Annotated in this window: 11 protein-coding genes; 7 read left to right on the top strand and 4 right to left on the bottom strand. The window is 70.6% G+C overall.

Features of this window, described 5'->3' with window-relative positions; translation table 11 throughout:
* Positions 1–87: 87 nt before the first annotated feature.
* From mctP to ABZ656_RS39280, 3 genes are all read right to left on the bottom strand, one after another.
* Positions 88–1,698: a monocarboxylate uptake permease MctP gene (gene mctP / locus ABZ656_RS39290; protein WP_168495394.1), complete on the bottom strand. Its 1,611-nt coding sequence runs from the start codon at positions 1,696–1,698 to the stop codon at positions 88–90.
* On the bottom strand, positions 1,695–1,976 hold the full coding sequence (locus tag ABZ656_RS39285; protein ID WP_095852672.1) for a DUF3311 domain-containing protein: 282 nt from the start codon (positions 1,974–1,976) through the stop codon (positions 1,695–1,697). The genes mctP and ABZ656_RS39285 overlap by 4 nt, the downstream gene beginning before the upstream one ends.
* 893 nt (positions 1,977–2,869) lie before the next feature.
* A complete protein-coding gene (locus tag ABZ656_RS39280) occupies positions 2,870–3,634 on the bottom strand; it encodes a GntR family transcriptional regulator (RefSeq protein ID WP_101400572.1) in 765 nt (254 codons plus the stop codon).
* A 425-nt stretch (positions 3,635–4,059) separates the two neighbouring features.
* On the opposite strand from ABZ656_RS39280, the gene ABZ656_RS39275 reads away from it, so the two are divergent.
* From ABZ656_RS39275 to ABZ656_RS39260, 4 genes are all read left to right on the top strand, one after another.
* A complete protein-coding gene (locus tag ABZ656_RS39275; RefSeq protein ID WP_101400573.1) occupies positions 4,060–5,346 on the top strand; it encodes an extracellular solute-binding protein in 1,287 nt (428 codons plus the stop codon).
* A gap of 668 nt (positions 5,347–6,014) precedes the next feature.
* A complete protein-coding gene (locus ABZ656_RS39270) occupies positions 6,015–7,001 on the top strand; it encodes a sugar ABC transporter permease (RefSeq protein ID WP_360274772.1) in 987 nt (328 codons plus the stop codon).
* Entirely contained in the window at positions 6,998–7,846 is an 849-nt protein-coding gene (locus tag ABZ656_RS39265) for a carbohydrate ABC transporter permease (protein ID WP_101400575.1), read from the top strand. The genes ABZ656_RS39270 and ABZ656_RS39265 overlap by 4 nt, the downstream gene beginning before the upstream one ends.
* Positions 7,847–7,855: 9 nt before the next feature.
* Positions 7,856–9,367: a glycoside hydrolase family 3 protein gene (locus ABZ656_RS39260; RefSeq protein WP_360274769.1), complete on the top strand. Its 1,512-nt coding sequence runs from the start codon at positions 7,856–7,858 to the stop codon at positions 9,365–9,367.
* A 104-nt stretch (positions 9,368–9,471) separates the two neighbouring features.
* Here ABZ656_RS39260 and nagB read toward each other — a convergent pair whose 3' ends face one another.
* Positions 9,472–10,257, bottom strand: coding sequence for a glucosamine-6-phosphate deaminase (nagB, locus tag ABZ656_RS39255; RefSeq protein ID WP_360274766.1), 786 nt, complete (start codon positions 10,255–10,257; stop codon positions 9,472–9,474).
* Between the two features lie 491 nt (positions 10,258–10,748).
* Between nagB and ABZ656_RS39250 the strand changes: the two genes are divergently transcribed.
* From ABZ656_RS39250 to ABZ656_RS39240, 3 genes are all read left to right on the top strand, one after another.
* A complete protein-coding gene (locus tag ABZ656_RS39250) occupies positions 10,749–13,655 on the top strand; it encodes an AAA family ATPase (RefSeq protein ID WP_360274763.1) in 2,907 nt (968 codons plus the stop codon).
* A gap of 156 nt (positions 13,656–13,811) precedes the next feature.
* The gene (locus ABZ656_RS39245; RefSeq protein WP_101400578.1) at positions 13,812–14,888 is read left to right on the top strand and encodes an SIS domain-containing protein; all 1,077 of its coding nucleotides are present in this window, start codon (positions 13,812–13,814) and stop codon (positions 14,886–14,888) included.
* Between the two features lie 437 nt (positions 14,889–15,325).
* Positions 15,326–16,792, top strand: coding sequence for a PAS domain-containing sensor histidine kinase (locus ABZ656_RS39240; protein WP_101400579.1), 1,467 nt, complete (start codon positions 15,326–15,328; stop codon positions 16,790–16,792).
* Positions 16,793–16,946: the final 154 nt, after the last annotated feature.

Here is a 16,946-nt window from a genome sequence, read left to right as displayed (position 1 = left end):
TTTGGGGCGCGGGGATCTGCGCGGCCGGCCCCCGCCGTCCCGCAGCCAACGCACGAACCCGGGGGCCTGGGGGCGAAGCCCCCGGGCTCAGTGGGTGGAACCGGCCGTGGCCGGGGGAAGTTCCGCCTCGACGCCCGGGTCGCCCGCGTCCGCCGTGTAGTCCTCCGGAGACGTCTCGTCGACGCCGTCGGGCGCGTTGAAGGCGCGGAGGGCGAAGGTGAGGACGACGCTGACCACGGCGTTCAGGACGAAGGCCGTCAGACCGATGTAGCCGATCTCCCCGATGCCCGGGATCTCCTTCGAACTGCCGCCGAAGTGCTTCTGGGTGGGAGAGGCGACCCCGTACGCGGCGAGCGTGCCGTACAGCATGCCCACCGCCCAGCCCCCGAGCAGCGCCCAGCGGTGGAACCAGCGGGTGAACAGGCCACCGACCAGCGCCGGGAAGGTCTGGAGGATCCAGATGCCGCCCAGGAGCTGGAAGTTGATCGCGACGGTCTTGTCCATCGTCAGGACGAAGACCAGCGCGCCCACCTTCACCAGCAGTGACACCAGCTTGGAGACCCTGGTCTCCTGTTGCGGGGTCGCGTCCGGCTTGATGAAGTCCTTGTAGATGTTGCGGGTGAAGAGGTTCGCGGCCGCGATGGACATGATGGCCGCCGGCACGAGCGCTCCGATGCCGATCGCCGCGAAGGCCACCCCCGCGAACCAGTCCGGGAACATGTTCTCGAAGAGCTGGGGGATGGCGAGCTGGCCGTTGGTGACCTTGACCCCGGCCGCGATCGCCATGAACCCGAGCAGGGCGAGCAGCCCCAGCATCAGGGAGTAGAGAGGAAGGATCGTGGTGTTGCGGCGGATCACCTCACGGCTGCGGCTGGAGAGCGTCGCCGTGATCGAGTGCGGGTACATGAACAGCGCGAGGGCCGACCCGAGCGCGAGCGTGGCGTACGTCCACTGGCCCGCTTCGGCGGGCACGAGCCCGCCCGCCCCCGCCGCCGTGTACTTGTCGCTCGCCGCCTTGAAGATCTCGTCGAACCCGCCCAGCTTGATCGGGATGTAGATGATGGCCACCGCGATCACGATGTAGATCAAGGTGTCCTTCACGAACGCGATCAGGGCGGGCGCCCGCAGCCCCGAGGAGTAGGTGTACGCGGCCAGCACGCCGAACGCGATGAGGAGCGGAAGGTCCTTCACGAACCAGTTGGTGTTCTCGCCGCCGCCCACGCCCATCACGTCCAGGACGGCCTGGATGCCGACCAGCTGGAGCGCGATGTACGGCATGGTGGCGAGGATGCCGGTCACGGCCACGGCGAGGGACAGGCCCTTCGAACCGAAGCGCCCGCGCACGAAGTCGGAGGTCGTCACGTACCCGTGCTTGTGGGAGACCGACCACAGGCGGGGGAGGAACGTGAAGATCAGCGGGTAGACGAGGATCGTGTACGGAACGGCGAAGAAGCCGGCCGCGCCCGCCGCGTAGATCGCCGCCGGTACGGCCACGAAGGTGTACGCCGTGTAGAGGTCGCCGCCGAGCAGGAACCAGGTGACCCAGGTACCGAACGACCGTCCGCCCAGGCCCCATTCGTCGAGGCTGTGCTCGTCGTCCGCCCTGCGCCAGCGCGCGGCCAGGAAGCCCATGACCGTGACGGCCAGGAAGAAGAAGATGAAGACGCCGAGCGCGACGCCGTTCACGCCGTCCTTCACTTCGCCGCACCCCCGCCCTGGGACGCGCGGGCGCGCTGGTCACGCTGCCACAGCTGGTACGCGGTCACGGTGAGCGCCGTGGAGACGAGCACCCACAGCATCTGGTACCAGTAGAAGAACGGGATGCCGATGAACGCCGGGTCGGTCTTGGCGTAGGAGCCGACCCACAGCATCGCCACGAACGGGGCTATCAGGCACAGGGCGATGACCACCCGGATCGGTGTCACCACCGGCGGTTCGACCTTCGGCGCGTCTGACACGTCTGACACGTCTGACATACGGCGGCTCCGTCCCCTCGCTGTTCACCTGTGCAATGCGCAGGCAATCTAGGCGACGGTGTCAGCCCAGCGGAACCCCTTGCCCGCATATCGGTCCGCACAGGGCTGATCGGCGCGACGAGGGTCCGGATGACGGTGGTTCGAACCGCCGTGTGCGGGGGCGGGCACCACTTTCCCGGCAGAGCCGGGCAATCGGTCCGTGGTCGCGCAAATCATTCATGATCACCGCATTCCGAATCCGGTGGAGCCGACGGGCTTCCCGAATTGCGCACGATATTTGCGGAAGTCCGGATTCCCGATTTCTCTTGCCCCGCCGTGGTCCGATGCATGTTGGCTCGAGTTGTGGGTCCGTGGGCTTTCTGTGAAATTCGCTTGCCCCGGAGTGAAGGGTGGTGTGGGCGTACCCGGTGTCGCCGTTTCGTCGACCTCACCCGCCTGGGCGTCGACGGCTCGTGAGTACGCATACACCGAGGCGGCCACTTGGGGTCCCGAGCGGGGCGACGGCGAAGCCTGCTTCGGGCCGGACGGCGAGATGTCCGGCCTGAGGGACAACCGCAAGGACGGCAGGGGCGTGGTGGAGGAGCGGTCCGTCAGCAGCGGGGACTGTGGCGGGGGTCAGGCGCTCTGGTTGAATTCCACGTCTGTCTCGAAGACGGTGGCACCCTCTACGCGGACACCTGCGGCGCCACGCGTACGTCACCGCCCGGTCAGATCGCGAGAGGGCGGCTCGGCGGGCTGGTGAGCTGTCGATTCGCGCACGCGACGGATGCGCCAGTAAAGCCGGCTCCGGCATTACCGGCGCATCTGCTTGACTTCTGCCGACGAGTCTCGCGGCGAATTTCCCCGAGTCGGCCGGACGTCATGCGCGAGAAAAATACGAACTCGCCTTGACCTCAGGGATTCGGGCGGCTCAGCCTCGCCACGAACTTGTAGCGGTCTCCGCGGTAGACGGACCGTACCCATTCCACCGGCTTCCCCTCCCGGTCCAGTGAATGCCGGGAAAGCATCAGCATCGGCAGGCCCACGTCCGTGCCGAGCAGGCCCGCCTCGCGCGGGGTGGCCAGCGACGTCTCGATGGTCTCCTCGGCCTCCGCCAGGTGGACGTCGTACACCTCCGCGAGCGCCGTGTACAGCGAGGTGTACTTGACCAGCGACCGGCGCAGTGCGGGGAAGCGCTTGGCGGACAGGTGCGTCGTCTCGATCGCCATCGGCTCGCCGCTCGCCAGCCGCAGTCGCTCGATGCGCAGCACCCGGCCGCCGGCCGAGATCTCGAGCAGCCCGGCGAGGGTGTCGTCGGCGGTGATGTAGCCGATGTCCAGCAGCTGCGAGGTCGGTTCGAGGCCCTGGGCGCGCATGTCCTCGGTGTACGAGGTGAGTTGGAGCGCCTGGGAGACCTTGGGCTTGGCGACGAAGGTGCCCTTGCCCTGGATGCGTTCGAGGCGGCCCTCGACGACCAGTTCCTGGAGGGCCTGGCGCACGGTGGTGCGCGAGGTGTCGAACTCGGCGGCGAGGGTGCGCTCGGGCGGTACCGGCGTGCCGGGCGGCAGTGTCTCCGTCATATCGAGCAGGTGCTTCTTGAGGCGGTAGTACTTGGGCACGCGCGCGGTACGGATGGGGGCCCCACCCTCGTTCTCCGCACTGCTGACGTCGGTGCTCATGCTCTGCCTTCCCGGCTCCGGGTGCCGAAGCGACCGACATCCCGCCGGTCACGGCTCACATCGTGGCACGGCTTCGTGTGTGAGTGTCCCCCCGCACGCTCCGTGATCCCCTCTATATACCGTCGGCGTACCCGTTGGTCTAGTCCATATCGCCGACTCGGGGTGGCCGGGAGGCGCACGAGGCCGGTGAACGGCCTCGCCGTTTATGTCACTTACCTACTTAAAGGTCCTTGCATATGTAGGTCCCATAACGGACGACCAGTCGGGCTTACACACCCTTGACACCCCTCTAGGTCTAGGCCAAGCTCCCCGTACTGGTCTACACCATTGGTCCAGTCCCAGTCCCACGGGCAGTACTCGGCAGCGCTTCGGCAAGTGTCACCGCGGTGGGCAGGGGGGTTTATGGCATCCCTGAGGAGGGTGGCGTGAAGCGGAAGCTGGCAGCCGCGATCGGTATCGCGGGCATGATGGTCTCCATCGCGGCGTGCGGGAGCAGCGACAACAAGTCCGGGGGGTCGGACAAGGGCGCGGACGCGAAGGCACTGACCGTCTGGCTCACGGTGGACGCGCAGAACAACTGGCCCGAGCTGGTGAAGGCCGCCGACGCGGCGGTGCAGAAGGCGCACCCGGGCGTCAAGATCAACCACGAGTACTACGGCTGGCCGGACAAGAACACCAAGCTCGACGCGGTCCTCGCCACCGACAAGGCCCCCGACGTGGTCGAGATGGGCAACACCGAGATGCTCGGCTACATGGTCAAGGGCGCCTTCGCTCCCATCGACGCGTCGAAGCTCGACAACTCGGCCGCGTGGCTGGACGGCCTGAAGGCCTCCGTCACCTACGACGGCAAGACCTACGGCGTGCCGTACTACGCCGGTGGCCGCGTCGGCAACTGGCGCAAGGACGTGGCGGCTTCGGTCGGCGTCAAGACGCCACCGAAGACGTACACCGAGCTCATCTCCGACCTGGACAAGATCCAGAAGAAGGAGGGGAGCAAGTTCAGCGCCTGGTACCAGCCGACGCGTGACTGGTACGCCGCGATGTCCTTCGTCTACGACGCCGGCGGCTCCATCGCCAAGGAGGACGGCGGCCAGTGGAAGGCCAACCTGTCGTCCCCGGAGTCCATCAAGGGACTCAACGACTGGAAGACCATCGTCGACAAGTACATGCACGGCGACAAGACCAAGGACGAGTCCGACCGCTACATCGTCTACGGCCAGGGCAAGTCCGCCATGATCTTCGGCGCCGCGTGGGAGGGTGCGACCTCCGAGGACCCGAAGAACGACAAGACCGGCAAGCTCAAGGGCAACCTCGAGAACTTCGTGATGCCCGGCCCGTCCGGCAAGAACCTCCCCGTCTTCCTCGGCGGTTCCGACCTCGCCGTCCCGGTGAAGTCCAAGGCGCAGGCGCTCGCCGCCGAGTGGATCAACGCCTTCACGGGTTCCGCCGGTCAGAAGGGTCTGATGGCCAAGGGCAACCTGCCGAACAACAAGACCGACCTCGCCACCCTCAAGAACGACCCGGCGACCGTGGTTCCGGCCACCGCGGCCGAGTCCAACTGGTTCGTGCCGATGGCTCCCGGCTGGGGCCAGGTCGAGAAGGCCCAGGTCCTGCAGACCATGCTGCAGAACATCGGCACCGGCAAGAAGTCGGTCGAGGCCGCCGCGAAGGACGCGGACGCCGCGATCGACAAGGTCATCAACACCAAGTGAAGTGAGCGCGGGGGGGGGTGGGACCCCGGGGCACGTCCTGGGCTTCGCCCGGGGTGCGTCCAGGGTGTGCCTCCAGGGCACGTCCGAGTACGTCCGGGGCGATCCCGGGATGTTCTCGGGCGTGCCTGCCGAGGCCCTTCGGGCCAGGTTCCTGTCGCTTCCCGCACGACCACGCGGGCCGCGGCGACGTACGACTGCGCGGGGCCCCGGCCACGACCGTGCGAGGCCGGGCCGCCGCGTACGAGCCGGGCGGCCCCGGCCGGAACCGACCGCACGGATTCGGACCGTGCACGACCCGCGCCGGACTCCAACCGAGCAGAACCGGGCGGTGCCGCTCGCGCAGGACCGACAGGGCCCGCCCGGCGAGCGACCCGTGCAGGACGCCGGGGCCCGCCACCGTGCATGACCTGCGTGGTGCCGGCCCGTGCGCGAACCGGCGCGGGGCTCGGACTGTGTACGACCGCGAGGGTCCGCCCTCGCGCAGACCGTGCGGAGGCGGGCCGCGTACGACCGTGCGAGGCCCCGGCCGCGTACGACCGTGCGAGGCGCCGGCCGCGTACGGCCCGGGCGTGTTGCGCCTGTGTTCGACCGTGCGGGGCCTGCCCCGCGTACGACCCCGTGCGGGGCTTCGACCACGTACGACCTGAGGGACCGCTGAGGAGCGCGCGATGAGTGCCGCAGACACGACCACCCCCGCCAAGGTGCCGCCGCCGCGGCAGGCACCGCCACCGGCCGTTCCCAAGGCGCCACGCAGAAGGCGGACCTCGGGCGGGGCGGCGGTCCCCTGGGCCCTGCTCGCACCCTGTCTGCTGATTCTCGCGCTGGTCATGGGCTATCCCCTGGTCCGCCTGGTCACCCTCTCCTTCCAGAAGTTCGGGCAGTCCCAGCTCTGGGGCTTCCAGCCGGCCGAGTCGGTCGGCTTCGACAACTTCAGCAAGGTGCTGGGCGACAGCGAGTTCTGGACGGTCGTCATCCGCACGATCGTCTTCGCCGTCGGGTCCGTCGTCTTCACGATGGTCCTCGGCATGCTGATCGCGCTGCTCCTCCAGCGCGTCTCGGGCTGGGTGAAGACGCTGATCAACATCGCGCTCGTGGCCACCTGGGGCATGCCCATCATCGTGGCCACCACCGTCTTCAAGTGGCTCTTCGACTCCGACTACGGCGTCTTCAACGCGCTGCTGAGCAAGCTGCCGGGCGTCGACATGATCGGCCACAACTGGTTCGCCAGCGGCCCCCAGGGCCTGGCCGTGATCATGCTCCTGGTGGTGTGGGGCGCGGTGCCGTTCGTCGTCATCACGCTCAGCGCGGGGCTGACCCAGGTGCCGAGCGAACTGGAGGAGGCGGCCCGGCTGGACGGCGCCGGCGCGTGGGGCGTCTTCCGTTACGTCACGCTCCCGGTCCTCAAGCCCATCGTCGTGATGCTCACGACGCTCTCCGTCATCTGGGACATGGGCGTCTTCCCGCAGGTCTTCGTGATGCGGGGCGGCCACCCGGAGGCGGAGTTCCAACTCCTCACCACCTACTCGTACGACCGCGCCTTCGTCGTCAACGACTACGGGCAGGGGTCGGCGATCGCCCTGCTGACCGTGCTGCTGCTGCTGGGCGTGGTCGCCGTGTACATGCGTCAGATGCTGAAGATCGGAGAGGTCGAATGAGCACCCTCGCCACGACGGGCCGGCGCCGGGGGAAGTCCAAGCTCGGCTGGAACCTCCTCGGCCTCCTCGTCTTCGTCACCGCGGGTTTCCCCGTCTACTGGATGCTGAACACGGCGTTCAAGCCGGCGAAGGACGCCATCGACCCGGACCCGAGCCTGTTCCCCACGGCGCTCACGCTCGACAACTTCCGTCGGGCCCTCGACATCGCGGACTTCTGGGGCCCCGTCGGCCGCAGCCTGATCGTCTCCCTGTCGGTCGTCGTGATCGCCGTCGTGGTGGGGATGCTGGCCGCGCTGGCCATCTCGCGCTTCGCCTTCCGCGGCCGCAAGATCGTGATCGTCGGCATCCTCGCGGTCCAGATGGTCCCGCTGGTCTCCATGATCATCCCGGTCTTCCTGCTGCTCAACGACCTTGACCAGTACGACAAGCTCTCCGGCCTGATCATCACGTACCTGACCTTCGTCCTCCCCTTCACGATGTGGACGCTGCGCGGCTTCATCGTCAACATCCCGAAGGAGCTGGAGGAGGCGGCCATGGTCGACGGCTGCTCGCGCACCGGAGCCTTCATACGGGTGGTCTTCCCGCTGCTCGCGCCCGGCATGGTCGCCACGTCCGTGTACGCGTTCATCCAGGCCTGGAACGAGTACATCTACGCCCTGATGCTCATGAGCCAGGAGCACCAGACCGCCACCGTCTGGCTCGGCAACTTCACCACCAAGCACGGCACCGAGTACGCCCCGATGATGGCCGGCGCCACGATGATGGCCGTGCCGATCGTCGTACTCTTCCTCATCGTCCAGCGCAAGATGGCCGCGGGGCTGACCGCGGGCGCCGTGAAGGGATAACGCCACCCGATGACGACACTCGCCAGTGGTACGACCGCGTCCTCTTCCGACAAGAACGGCCTGGCGCGCGACGCGCTCACCGTCCTCCAGCCCGGCTTCACCGGAACCACCGCCCCCGACTGGCTGCTGCGCCGCCTCGGCGAAGGGCTCGCCGCCGTCGGCCTGTTCGGCCGGAACATCGCCTCGCCCGGACAACTGGCGGCCCTGACGGCCCAGTTGCGCGCGGAGCGCGACGACGTCCTGGTCGCCATCGACGAGGAGGGCGGCGACGTCACCCGCCTGGAGGTCCGCGCCGGCTCCTCCTACCCCGGCAACCACGCGCTGGGCGCGGTCGACGACGTGGAGCTGACGCGGGAGGTGGCCTCGGCACTCGGCCACCGCCTCGCCGCCTGCGGGGTGAACCTGAACTGGGCCCCCTCCGCCGACGTGAACTCCAACCCCGACAACCCGGTCATCGGCGTACGGTCCTTCGGCGCCGACACCGACCTGGTGGCCCGGCACACGGCCGCCTACGTCACCGGGCTCCAGTCCGCGGGCGTCGCGGCCTGCACCAAGCACTTCCCCGGCCACGGCGACACGGCGGTGGACTCGCACCACGCGCTGCCGCGCATCGACGCCGAGCTGTCGGTCATCGAGGCCCGCGAACTCGCCCCGTTCCGGGCCGCGATCGCCGCGGGCACGCGCGCCGTGATGAGCGCGCACATCCTGGTCCCGGCGCTGGACCCGGACCGCCCGGCCACCCTCTCCCGCCGCGTCCTCACCGGCCTGCTGCGCGAGGAACTCGGCTACGACGGCCTCATCGTCACCGACGGCATGGAGATGCAGGCGATCGCCGGGACGTACGGCATCGAGCGGGGCAGCGTCCTCGCCATCGCGGCCGGCGCGGACGCGATCTGCGTGGGCGGCGGGCTCGCGGACGACGAGACGGTACGGCGTCTGCGCGACGCCCTCGTCACGGCGGTGCGCACCGGTGAACTCTCCGAGGAGCGCCTCGTGGACGCGGCGGAGCGGGTACGGGCGCTGGCCCGTTGGACGGCGGCGGCCTCCGCGGCCCCGCAGGCCGCCGAACGGGAGCCGGCCGACGTGGGGCTCGTCGCCGCCCGACGCGCGCTGACGGTGACACGCGCGCCGTCGTACGAGCCGGTGGGCGCAGCGCCGTTCGTCGCCGCTTTCACCCCGGTGGCGAACATCGCCGTCGGTGACGAGACCCCCTGGGGCGTGGCCGCGGAACTGGCCCGGCTGCTGCCCGGCACGGAGACGGGCAGCTTCGCGGGGGAGGGGGCGGCAACGGCGGCCCTGGCCGCCGCGGGCAGCCGCCGCGTGGTCGCCGTCGTCCGCGACGAACACCGGCACCCCTGGATGGCGACCGCCCTGGACACACTGTTGCGGGAACGCCCCGACACGATCGTGGTCGAGATGGGCATCCCCCAGGCCCCGCCCCGGGGCGCCCTCCATATCGCCACGCACGGCGCGGCGAGGGTGTGCGGGCGGGCGGCGGCGGAGGTCATCGCGGGCGAGTGACGGCCTGCGAGACGCAAGACAAGGAAGGTGCCGGACCCCAGGGGCCGGCACCTTCCTTGTTTCCTTCTTCCCCTTCGCGCTTCTCTTCGCGCCCTCGGGGTCGGTCAGATCCCCTGCCAGTCCGGCTTGTTCGCGAACGTGTGCCGGAAGTAGTCCGCCAGATTCAGCTCGGAGGCGGCGGCCTCGTCCACGACGACCGTGGCGTGCGGGTGCAGCTGGAGCGCCGAGGCGGGGCACACCGCGGCCACCGGCCCCTCCACGGTCGCCGCGACCGCGTCCGCCTTGCCCTCACCCGTGGCCAGCAGGACGAGATGCCGCGCCTCCAGGATCGTGCCGATGCCCTGGGTGATGACGTGATGCGGCACCTGCTCGATGTCGCCCCCGAAGAACCGCGCGTTGTCGACCCGGGTCTGCTCGGTCAGCGTCTTGATCCGGGTCCGGGAGGCGAGCGAGGAACAGGGCTCGTTGAACCCGATGTGTCCGTCGGTGCCGATCCCGAGCAGCTGGAGGTCGACGCCACCGGCCGCGGCCAGCGTCTTGTCGTACGCCTCGCACGCGACCTGGACGTCGTCGGCGGTGCCGTCCGGGCCCATGAACGCGTCCATGCCCAACCCCAGCGGTTCGAGCACCTCGCGCCGCAGCACCGACCGGTACGACTCGGGGTGCTCGGCCGGCAGCCCCACGTACTCGTCGAGCTGGGCGACCCGCGCCCGCGAGGCGTCCACGGCACCGGAGCCCACCTTCGCCGCCAGTGCCTGGTAGATGGGCAGCGGTGTCGAGCCGGTGGCCACGCCGAGCAGAGCGTCGGGCTTGCGCCGGAGCAGCTCCGCCATGGCCTCGGCGATCAGCTCGCCGCCCGCCTTGGCATCGGGAACGATGACAACTTCCACGCTGGGCCTGCCGATCTGGAGAGGGGCTCGCCGGGAACCGTGAGGGAACACATGTGGTGTAGACCAATCTAGCAAAGGTGTCCCACCCACGGCCCGTCGCCGGGTCCTGGAGGCATCGGCTCCTGGAGGCATCGGCTCCTGGACGCATCGACGCATCGACGCATCGGCTCCTCGACGCATCGGCGATGGCGGTGTCCGCGATTCTCCGCCGGGGTACGGCGGCCAGGCCCACGGCGACGACAGGGCACCGCCCCCGCAGACGGCGCCTTCCCCCGTCCCTGTCGTCGCCCTCGCCCCTCCCCCGAGCAGACCCAGTCAAATCGCCCGAGCCGGAACGGGCATCCGTAGATTCACGGACACCGACCACGCAATGCGCCGCGAGCATCCCGCCGCGGCCGGTTTGTCGGTGCCGTGCGACAGGAATCTTCAAGGGGTGTCACCAAGGGCAGGGGAGGGACACACGGCGGGATGGGGGAGGGATGGACACGGGCATGGCGACGGACCGGGCGGCCGACGGGGACCGTACGCCCCTCGTCGGCAGGGCGGCGGAGCTGGAGCGACTCGAGGGATTACTCGACGGGTCGACTCGCGCGGACCACGGACCCGCGGTGGTCGACCTCACCGGTGACGCGGGCATCGGCAAGAGCCGACTGGTCCACGAGCTGTGCGTACGGGCCGAGCGGCGTGGGTCGACCGTACTGCGCGGCCGGGCCACGGAGTACGAACGCCACATCCCCTTCCAGCCGTTCACCGACGCCTTCACCGACCTCGACCCCGTCGCGCTGGCCACCTTCCCGGCCGCCGCCGAGGTCGCCCCGGTCCTGGGCGCCACCCCGCGCCTGGCCGACCGCTTCAGCCTCCACCGCGCCACCGCCGCCCTGCTGGCCCACGTCGGAGCCTCGCCGACGGTGCTCGTCCTCGACGACATGCACTGGGCGGACGCCGCCTCCCTGGAACTGCTCGACCACCTCGTACGCCATCCCGTGCGCGCCCCGGTCCTCCTGGTCGTCGCACGCCGCGCCCGCCAGACCCCCGCCCCGCTCGCCGCGGCCCTCGCCAGGGGCGCGGACACCGGCGCGGTGCGGCGCATCGAGCTGGGCCCGCTCCGCGAACGCGAGTCCGTCGAAGGGCTCGCCCCCGATCTGCCGCGCACCGAGGCCGCCGAACTCTTCGCGGCCAGCGAGGGCAACCCCCTCTACCTCCTCACCCTCCTGCACGCGCACCGCGAGGGAGCCCCGCTGAGCCGCCTCTCCACGACCGGCCTGGGAGCGCTCCTCCTCGACGAACTGACCCCTCTGACGCCCGCGCAGCTGCGCGTGACCGAGGTCGTCGCGGCACTCGGCGCCCACGCCACGGCCTCGATGCTCGGTCCCGTGACCGGCCGCGAGGACGCCGAGCTCGCCGACGACCTGGCGGCGCTGGTCCGGCGGGATCTGCTGCGCACGGGCCCGGACGGGCGGCTGGCCCTGCGGCACCCGGTCCTGCGCAGCCTCGTCCACGAGAGCATCGCCCCCTGGCTGCGCACCCGGATCCACGGCCTGGCCGCCGCCGAACTGACCCGCGTGGGCGCCCCGGTGGCCGAGCGGGCCCACCACGCCGAGCGCTCGCTGTCCGGCTGGGACCCGTCGACCGCCGCCGTCCTGATCGAGGCCGCCGAACAGGCCGTCCACACCGCCCCCGCCAGCTGCGCACACTGGCTGGACGTGGTGCTGCGCCATCTCCCGCACACACTCGAACACGCTCCCCGGCGCCAGACCCTGACCCTGACCCGGGCCCGCGCCCTGGGCGCCTGCGGCCAACTCCGCGAGAGCCGCGACCTGCTGCACACCCTGATCGCCCTGCCCGACCGAACCGGCGCCGCCCGCCACGGCTCCGACACGGCCGACGGCTTCGACACGGCCGACGGCTCCGGCGTGCGGACGGCCGCGGTCGTGCTGTGCGCCGTCATGGAGCGCCATCTCGGCCGGTACTCGGAGGCGGTCGCGCTCCTGCGCCGCGAACTGCACCGCAGTCCGGGCCCCTCACCGGCCGACGCCGTGGCGCTGGGCCTGGAACTCGGCTCCTCCGCACCGCACGACACCTCCTACCCGACCGTACGGGCCGATGTCGCCCGGACCCTGTCCACGGCCCGTGACCTCGGGGACGAGGCCGGCGAGGCGTGCGCGCTGGCCGTCGCCGCGCTCGGCGAGGCGTACGAGGGGGACATGGCCGCGGCCGGCGGCTACGCCCACCAGGCCGGGGCTCTCGTGGACTCGCTCCCCGACGACGACCTCACCGGCCTGTGCGAGCCGCTCGCCCGGCTCGGCTGGGCCGAGGCGTTCCTCGAACGCTTCGCCGACGCCGAACGGCACGCCGACCGGGGCCTGGCGATCGCCCGGCGCAGCGGACAGCTCTACCTCCTTCCGCACCTGCTGCTGTGCAAGGCACACATCCGGATCCAGGTCTGCCGACTGCCCTCGGCCGTAGAGCTGTCGGAGGAGGCCGAGGACATCGCCCGCGGCATCGGCAGCGAGGAACTGCTGGCCTTCGTCCTCGGCACCAAGGCCCACGCGCTGATCGCCGCCTGCCCACCAGGCGATCCCAGGCCGCTCGCCATGGCCGAGGCGGCGGTGGCCGCGGCCGGCCTCGGCGGCAACTGGTGGGCCTCGATCGCCTGGTGCATGCTCGGCTACGCGGCCCTGGTCGGCGGCGACCCGGACCGGGCCCGGGACGCGCTGCTCCACGCGGGCGGCCCCGGCCTGCACGGTCTTCAACCCTCCATGCGCCCTCTGTTCCTGGAGATCCTCGTGACCGCGGCCGTCGCCACGGGCGACCACGACGCGGCCGACGCCTGGGCCGAACGGGCCCGCAAGGAGGCCGAACAACTCGACCTGCCCATCCAGCGCGCCTCCGCCCTGCGCAGCGCCGCCCACATCCCGCTGGGCCAGGGCGACCCGAACGCGGCGGCCGAACTCTTCGCCGGGGCCGCCGCCGAGAGCGCCCGCAGCGGGGCCACGTTCTGGGAGGCGTACTCCCTGCTCCTCGGCGCCCCTGTGCTGGCGACCGCCCCGACCGACCCACGCCGGGGTGCGGCAGCCTGGCACCGGGGACAGCGACTGGCCGCCGCCGGGGGCGCCCAGATGCTGACCGGCCTGGCCGAACTGATCCAGCCCGAGGTGACCCGGGCCGCCGAGGCGCCCGGACGCGGCCTCGCAACCCTCACGGCCCGTGAACGGGAGGTCGCCGAACTGGTCGCCCAGGGCCTCACCAGCCCCGCGATCGCGGAACGGCTCTCCCTGAGCCACCGCACGGTCGAGACCCACCTGTCCCGCGTCTACCGCAAAACCGGCGTCTCCTCCCGAGCGGCCCTCGCCACCCTCCTCACCCGCCGCCCGGACGCCCGCTTCCCACCTCCGTGAGTAGCGGCACACCCGATAAAGCCCTGCCCACGGGCGATGAGATGCTGATACCGATCCCCCGCGATCCGCACCGCACGCACCACCCCGTACCACCGTGCACCACCCCGCACCGGCCCACGGTCGACGCGTACGACCGGAACGTCCCCAGGAGGCACCATGCCCGCCCCTACCCCGGACCCCCGGACCGACGACGACCGCCCGGGTCGGATCATGGCCCGGGAGATGGCCGAGCAGCCCGACGTGCTGCGCCGGATCCTGGAGGCCGGCGCGCCGCGGATCCAGGAAGCGGCCCGGCAGATCGCCGCCCGCGAACCCCGCTTCGTGCTGCTCACCGCCCGTGGCACCTCCGACAACGCCGCCCTGTACGCGAAGTACCTGCTGGAGATCCAGCTGGGCCTGCCGTGCGGGCTCACCTCGATGTCGACGACCACGGCGTACGGCGCGCGGCCCGATCTCACCGACGTCCTGGTCATCACCGTCAGCCAGTCCGGCGGCTCCCCGGACCTGGTCGCCTCGACCCGGGCCGCCCGTGAGGCCGGCGCCATCACGCTCGCGGTGACCAACAACCCGGACTCACCGCTGGCGGCCGTCTCCGAGTACCACCTCGACATCATGGCCGGACCCGAGAAGGCCCTGCCCGCCACCAAGACCTACACGGCCTCCCTGCTCACCCTCTATCTCTTCGTCGAAGGCCTGCGCGGCGGCGACGGCGCCGCGGCCAAGGTGCTGCCCGATCTCGCCGCCCACCTCCTCACCCGCCAGGACGAGATCCGCACGCTCGCCTCCCGCTATCGCTTCGCCGAGCGCATGGTGATCACCTCGCGCGGCTACGGCTACCCCACGGCCAAGGAAGCCGCCCTGAAGCTGATGGAGACCAGCTACATCCCCGCCCTCTCGTACTCCGGCGCCGATCTGCTGCACGGCCCCCTCGCCATGGTCGACAACATCTCCCCGGTCATCGCGGTCGTCACCGACGGCAAGGGCGGCGAGGCACTCCAGCCCGTGCTCGACCGGCTGCGCGGGCGCGGCGCCGACCTGGTCGTCATCGGCCCCCGGGCCCGGGTGGAACAGGCCTCGGCCGGATTCGTCCTGCCCACCGAGGGCGTGGCCGAGGAACTCCAGCCGATCCTTGAGATCCTTCCGCTCCAGCTCCTGGCCTACGAGGTCACCATCGCCCGCGGCCAGGACCCGGACGCGCCGCGCGCCCTGGCGAAGGTGACGGAGACCCGCTGACCGAGGCCATCCGGCCCCATCCATGAGCCGATCCGGCCCCCACCGGGGGCCGAACCGGGCTAGTCTGCGTGGTGGATGCTGTTGGAAGTTCGATAAAGAGACAACAACAAACATCCGCCGACGCATGGACGCGACACGTGGTCTAGTCCACAATGTGAAGGTAAAGCCTTCGATCGACGAAGCCTCGCTTACGGCGAGGCGTTGATCCGCACAAGCATCCGCCTTCCCCGCACAGGAAGGCGGACCGAGGAACCGGCGCTCTCTGCCCTGACTGCTCCGGGTCCTCTCCTTCGGCCGACCGGGACCGCACACCCCGCGGCCGTTGCTGCTCCGGGCTGCGGTGCCGGGAGGGTTGAGGGTCCCTCCCAGGCGCCGCGGCCCGCGGGTGTTTTCGGAGCCGGGCCAAACCCCCAGGTACGCTCGCACATGTGCCCTCCATGAACGACCTCGTCCGCCAGCACACCGCTCTCGGTGACTCCGATCTCGAGTGGTTGCATCTGCTGGTCTCGGAGTGGCAGTTGCTCTCCGACCTCTCCTTCGCCGACCTCGTGCTGTGGGTTCCCACCCGCGACGGCACCCGCTATGTCTCCGTGGCGCAGATGCGGCCCAACACCGGCCCGACCTCGTACCAGGACGACATGGTCGGCCACCTCGTCCCACGGGGCCGCCGCCCCTTGCTGGACGCCGCGCTGGACGAGGGCCGGATCGTGCGCGAGGGCGACCCCGAGTGGCGGGAGGAGGTGCCGGTACGGGTCGAGTCCATTCCGGTACGGCGGGAGGGGCGCGTCCTCGGTGTCATCGCGCGCAACACCAATCTCCTCACCGTGCGCACCCCGAGCCGGCTGGAGCTGACCTACCTCCAGAGCGCGTCCGACCTCGCCCAGATGATCGCCGCCGGCTCCTTCCCGTTCTCCGGTCAGCAGGTCGACATGGACGCCTCCCCGCGGGTCGGCGACGGACTGATCCGCCTCGACGCCGACGGCATCGTCCAGTACGCGTCCCCGAACGCGCTGTCGGCGTACCACCGCCTCGGCCTCGCCTCCGACCTGGTGGGCCACCACCTCGGTGTGACCACCGCCGAACTCGCCCCGTCCCGCGGTCCGGTGGACGAGGCGCTGTCCAAGGTCGCCAGCGGCTGGGCACCCCGCGAGTTCGAGATCGAGAGCGGCGACGGGGTGATCCAGCTGCGCGCGATCCCGCTCAAGCCGAAGGGCACCCGGGTCGGTTCTCTCGTCCTGCTGCGTGACGTCACTGAACTGCGGCGCCGCGAGCGCGAGTTGATCACCAAGGACGCGACCATCCGGGAGATCCACCACCGGGTCAAGAACAACCTTCAGACGGTGGCGGCGCTGCTGCGGCTGCAGGCCCGGCGTATCGAGTCGGAGCGCGGCCGTGAGGCCCTGGAGGAGGCCGTACGCCGGGTCGGCTCGATCGCCATCGTGCATGAGACGCTGTCTCAGAACCTGGACGAGCGGGTGGAGTTCGACGAGATCGCCGACCGGGTGCTCGCCATGGTCGCCGAGATCTCGCCCGGCAAGGTCACCGGCCGCCGCACCGGCCGCTTCGGAATACTCGACGCCGAGGTCGCCACCCCGCTCTCCATGGTCCTCACCGAGATCCTTCAGAACGCGCTGGAGCACGGCTTCCGCGAAGGCGACCGGGGCACGGTCGAGGTCTCGGCGGTCCGCGGCGGCACCAGCAAGGAGACCCGCCTGCTGGTCACCGTCCAGGACGACGGGGTCGGCCTCCCGGAGGGCTTCGACCCGCACCGCTCGGGCAACCTCGGTCTGCAAATCGTACGGACGCTGGTGGAGGGCGAGTTGGGGGGCAGCTTCGACATGGTGGCGGCCCCGGAGCGCGGCACGCAGGTCATCCTGGACATTCCGGTGCGGGCGCACAAGTAGGAGTACACGCAGGAGTGCGAGCAGAAGTACGAGTAGAGGTACAAGCAGAAGTGTCTGACGCACCCGCAGGTCGTGCATGACAGTGGCCCCGGACCAGAAGGTCCGGGGCCACTGCTTACGTTGCTATGCGCATCGGGGGTACTGCGCGCTGCGG

The organism is Streptomyces sp. NPDC007095, from assembly GCF_040634475.1.
In the GTDB taxonomy this organism is placed as follows: Bacteria; Actinomycetota; Actinomycetes; order Streptomycetales; family Streptomycetaceae; genus Streptomyces.
This window is presented reverse-complemented; position numbering and strand designations above follow the sequence as displayed.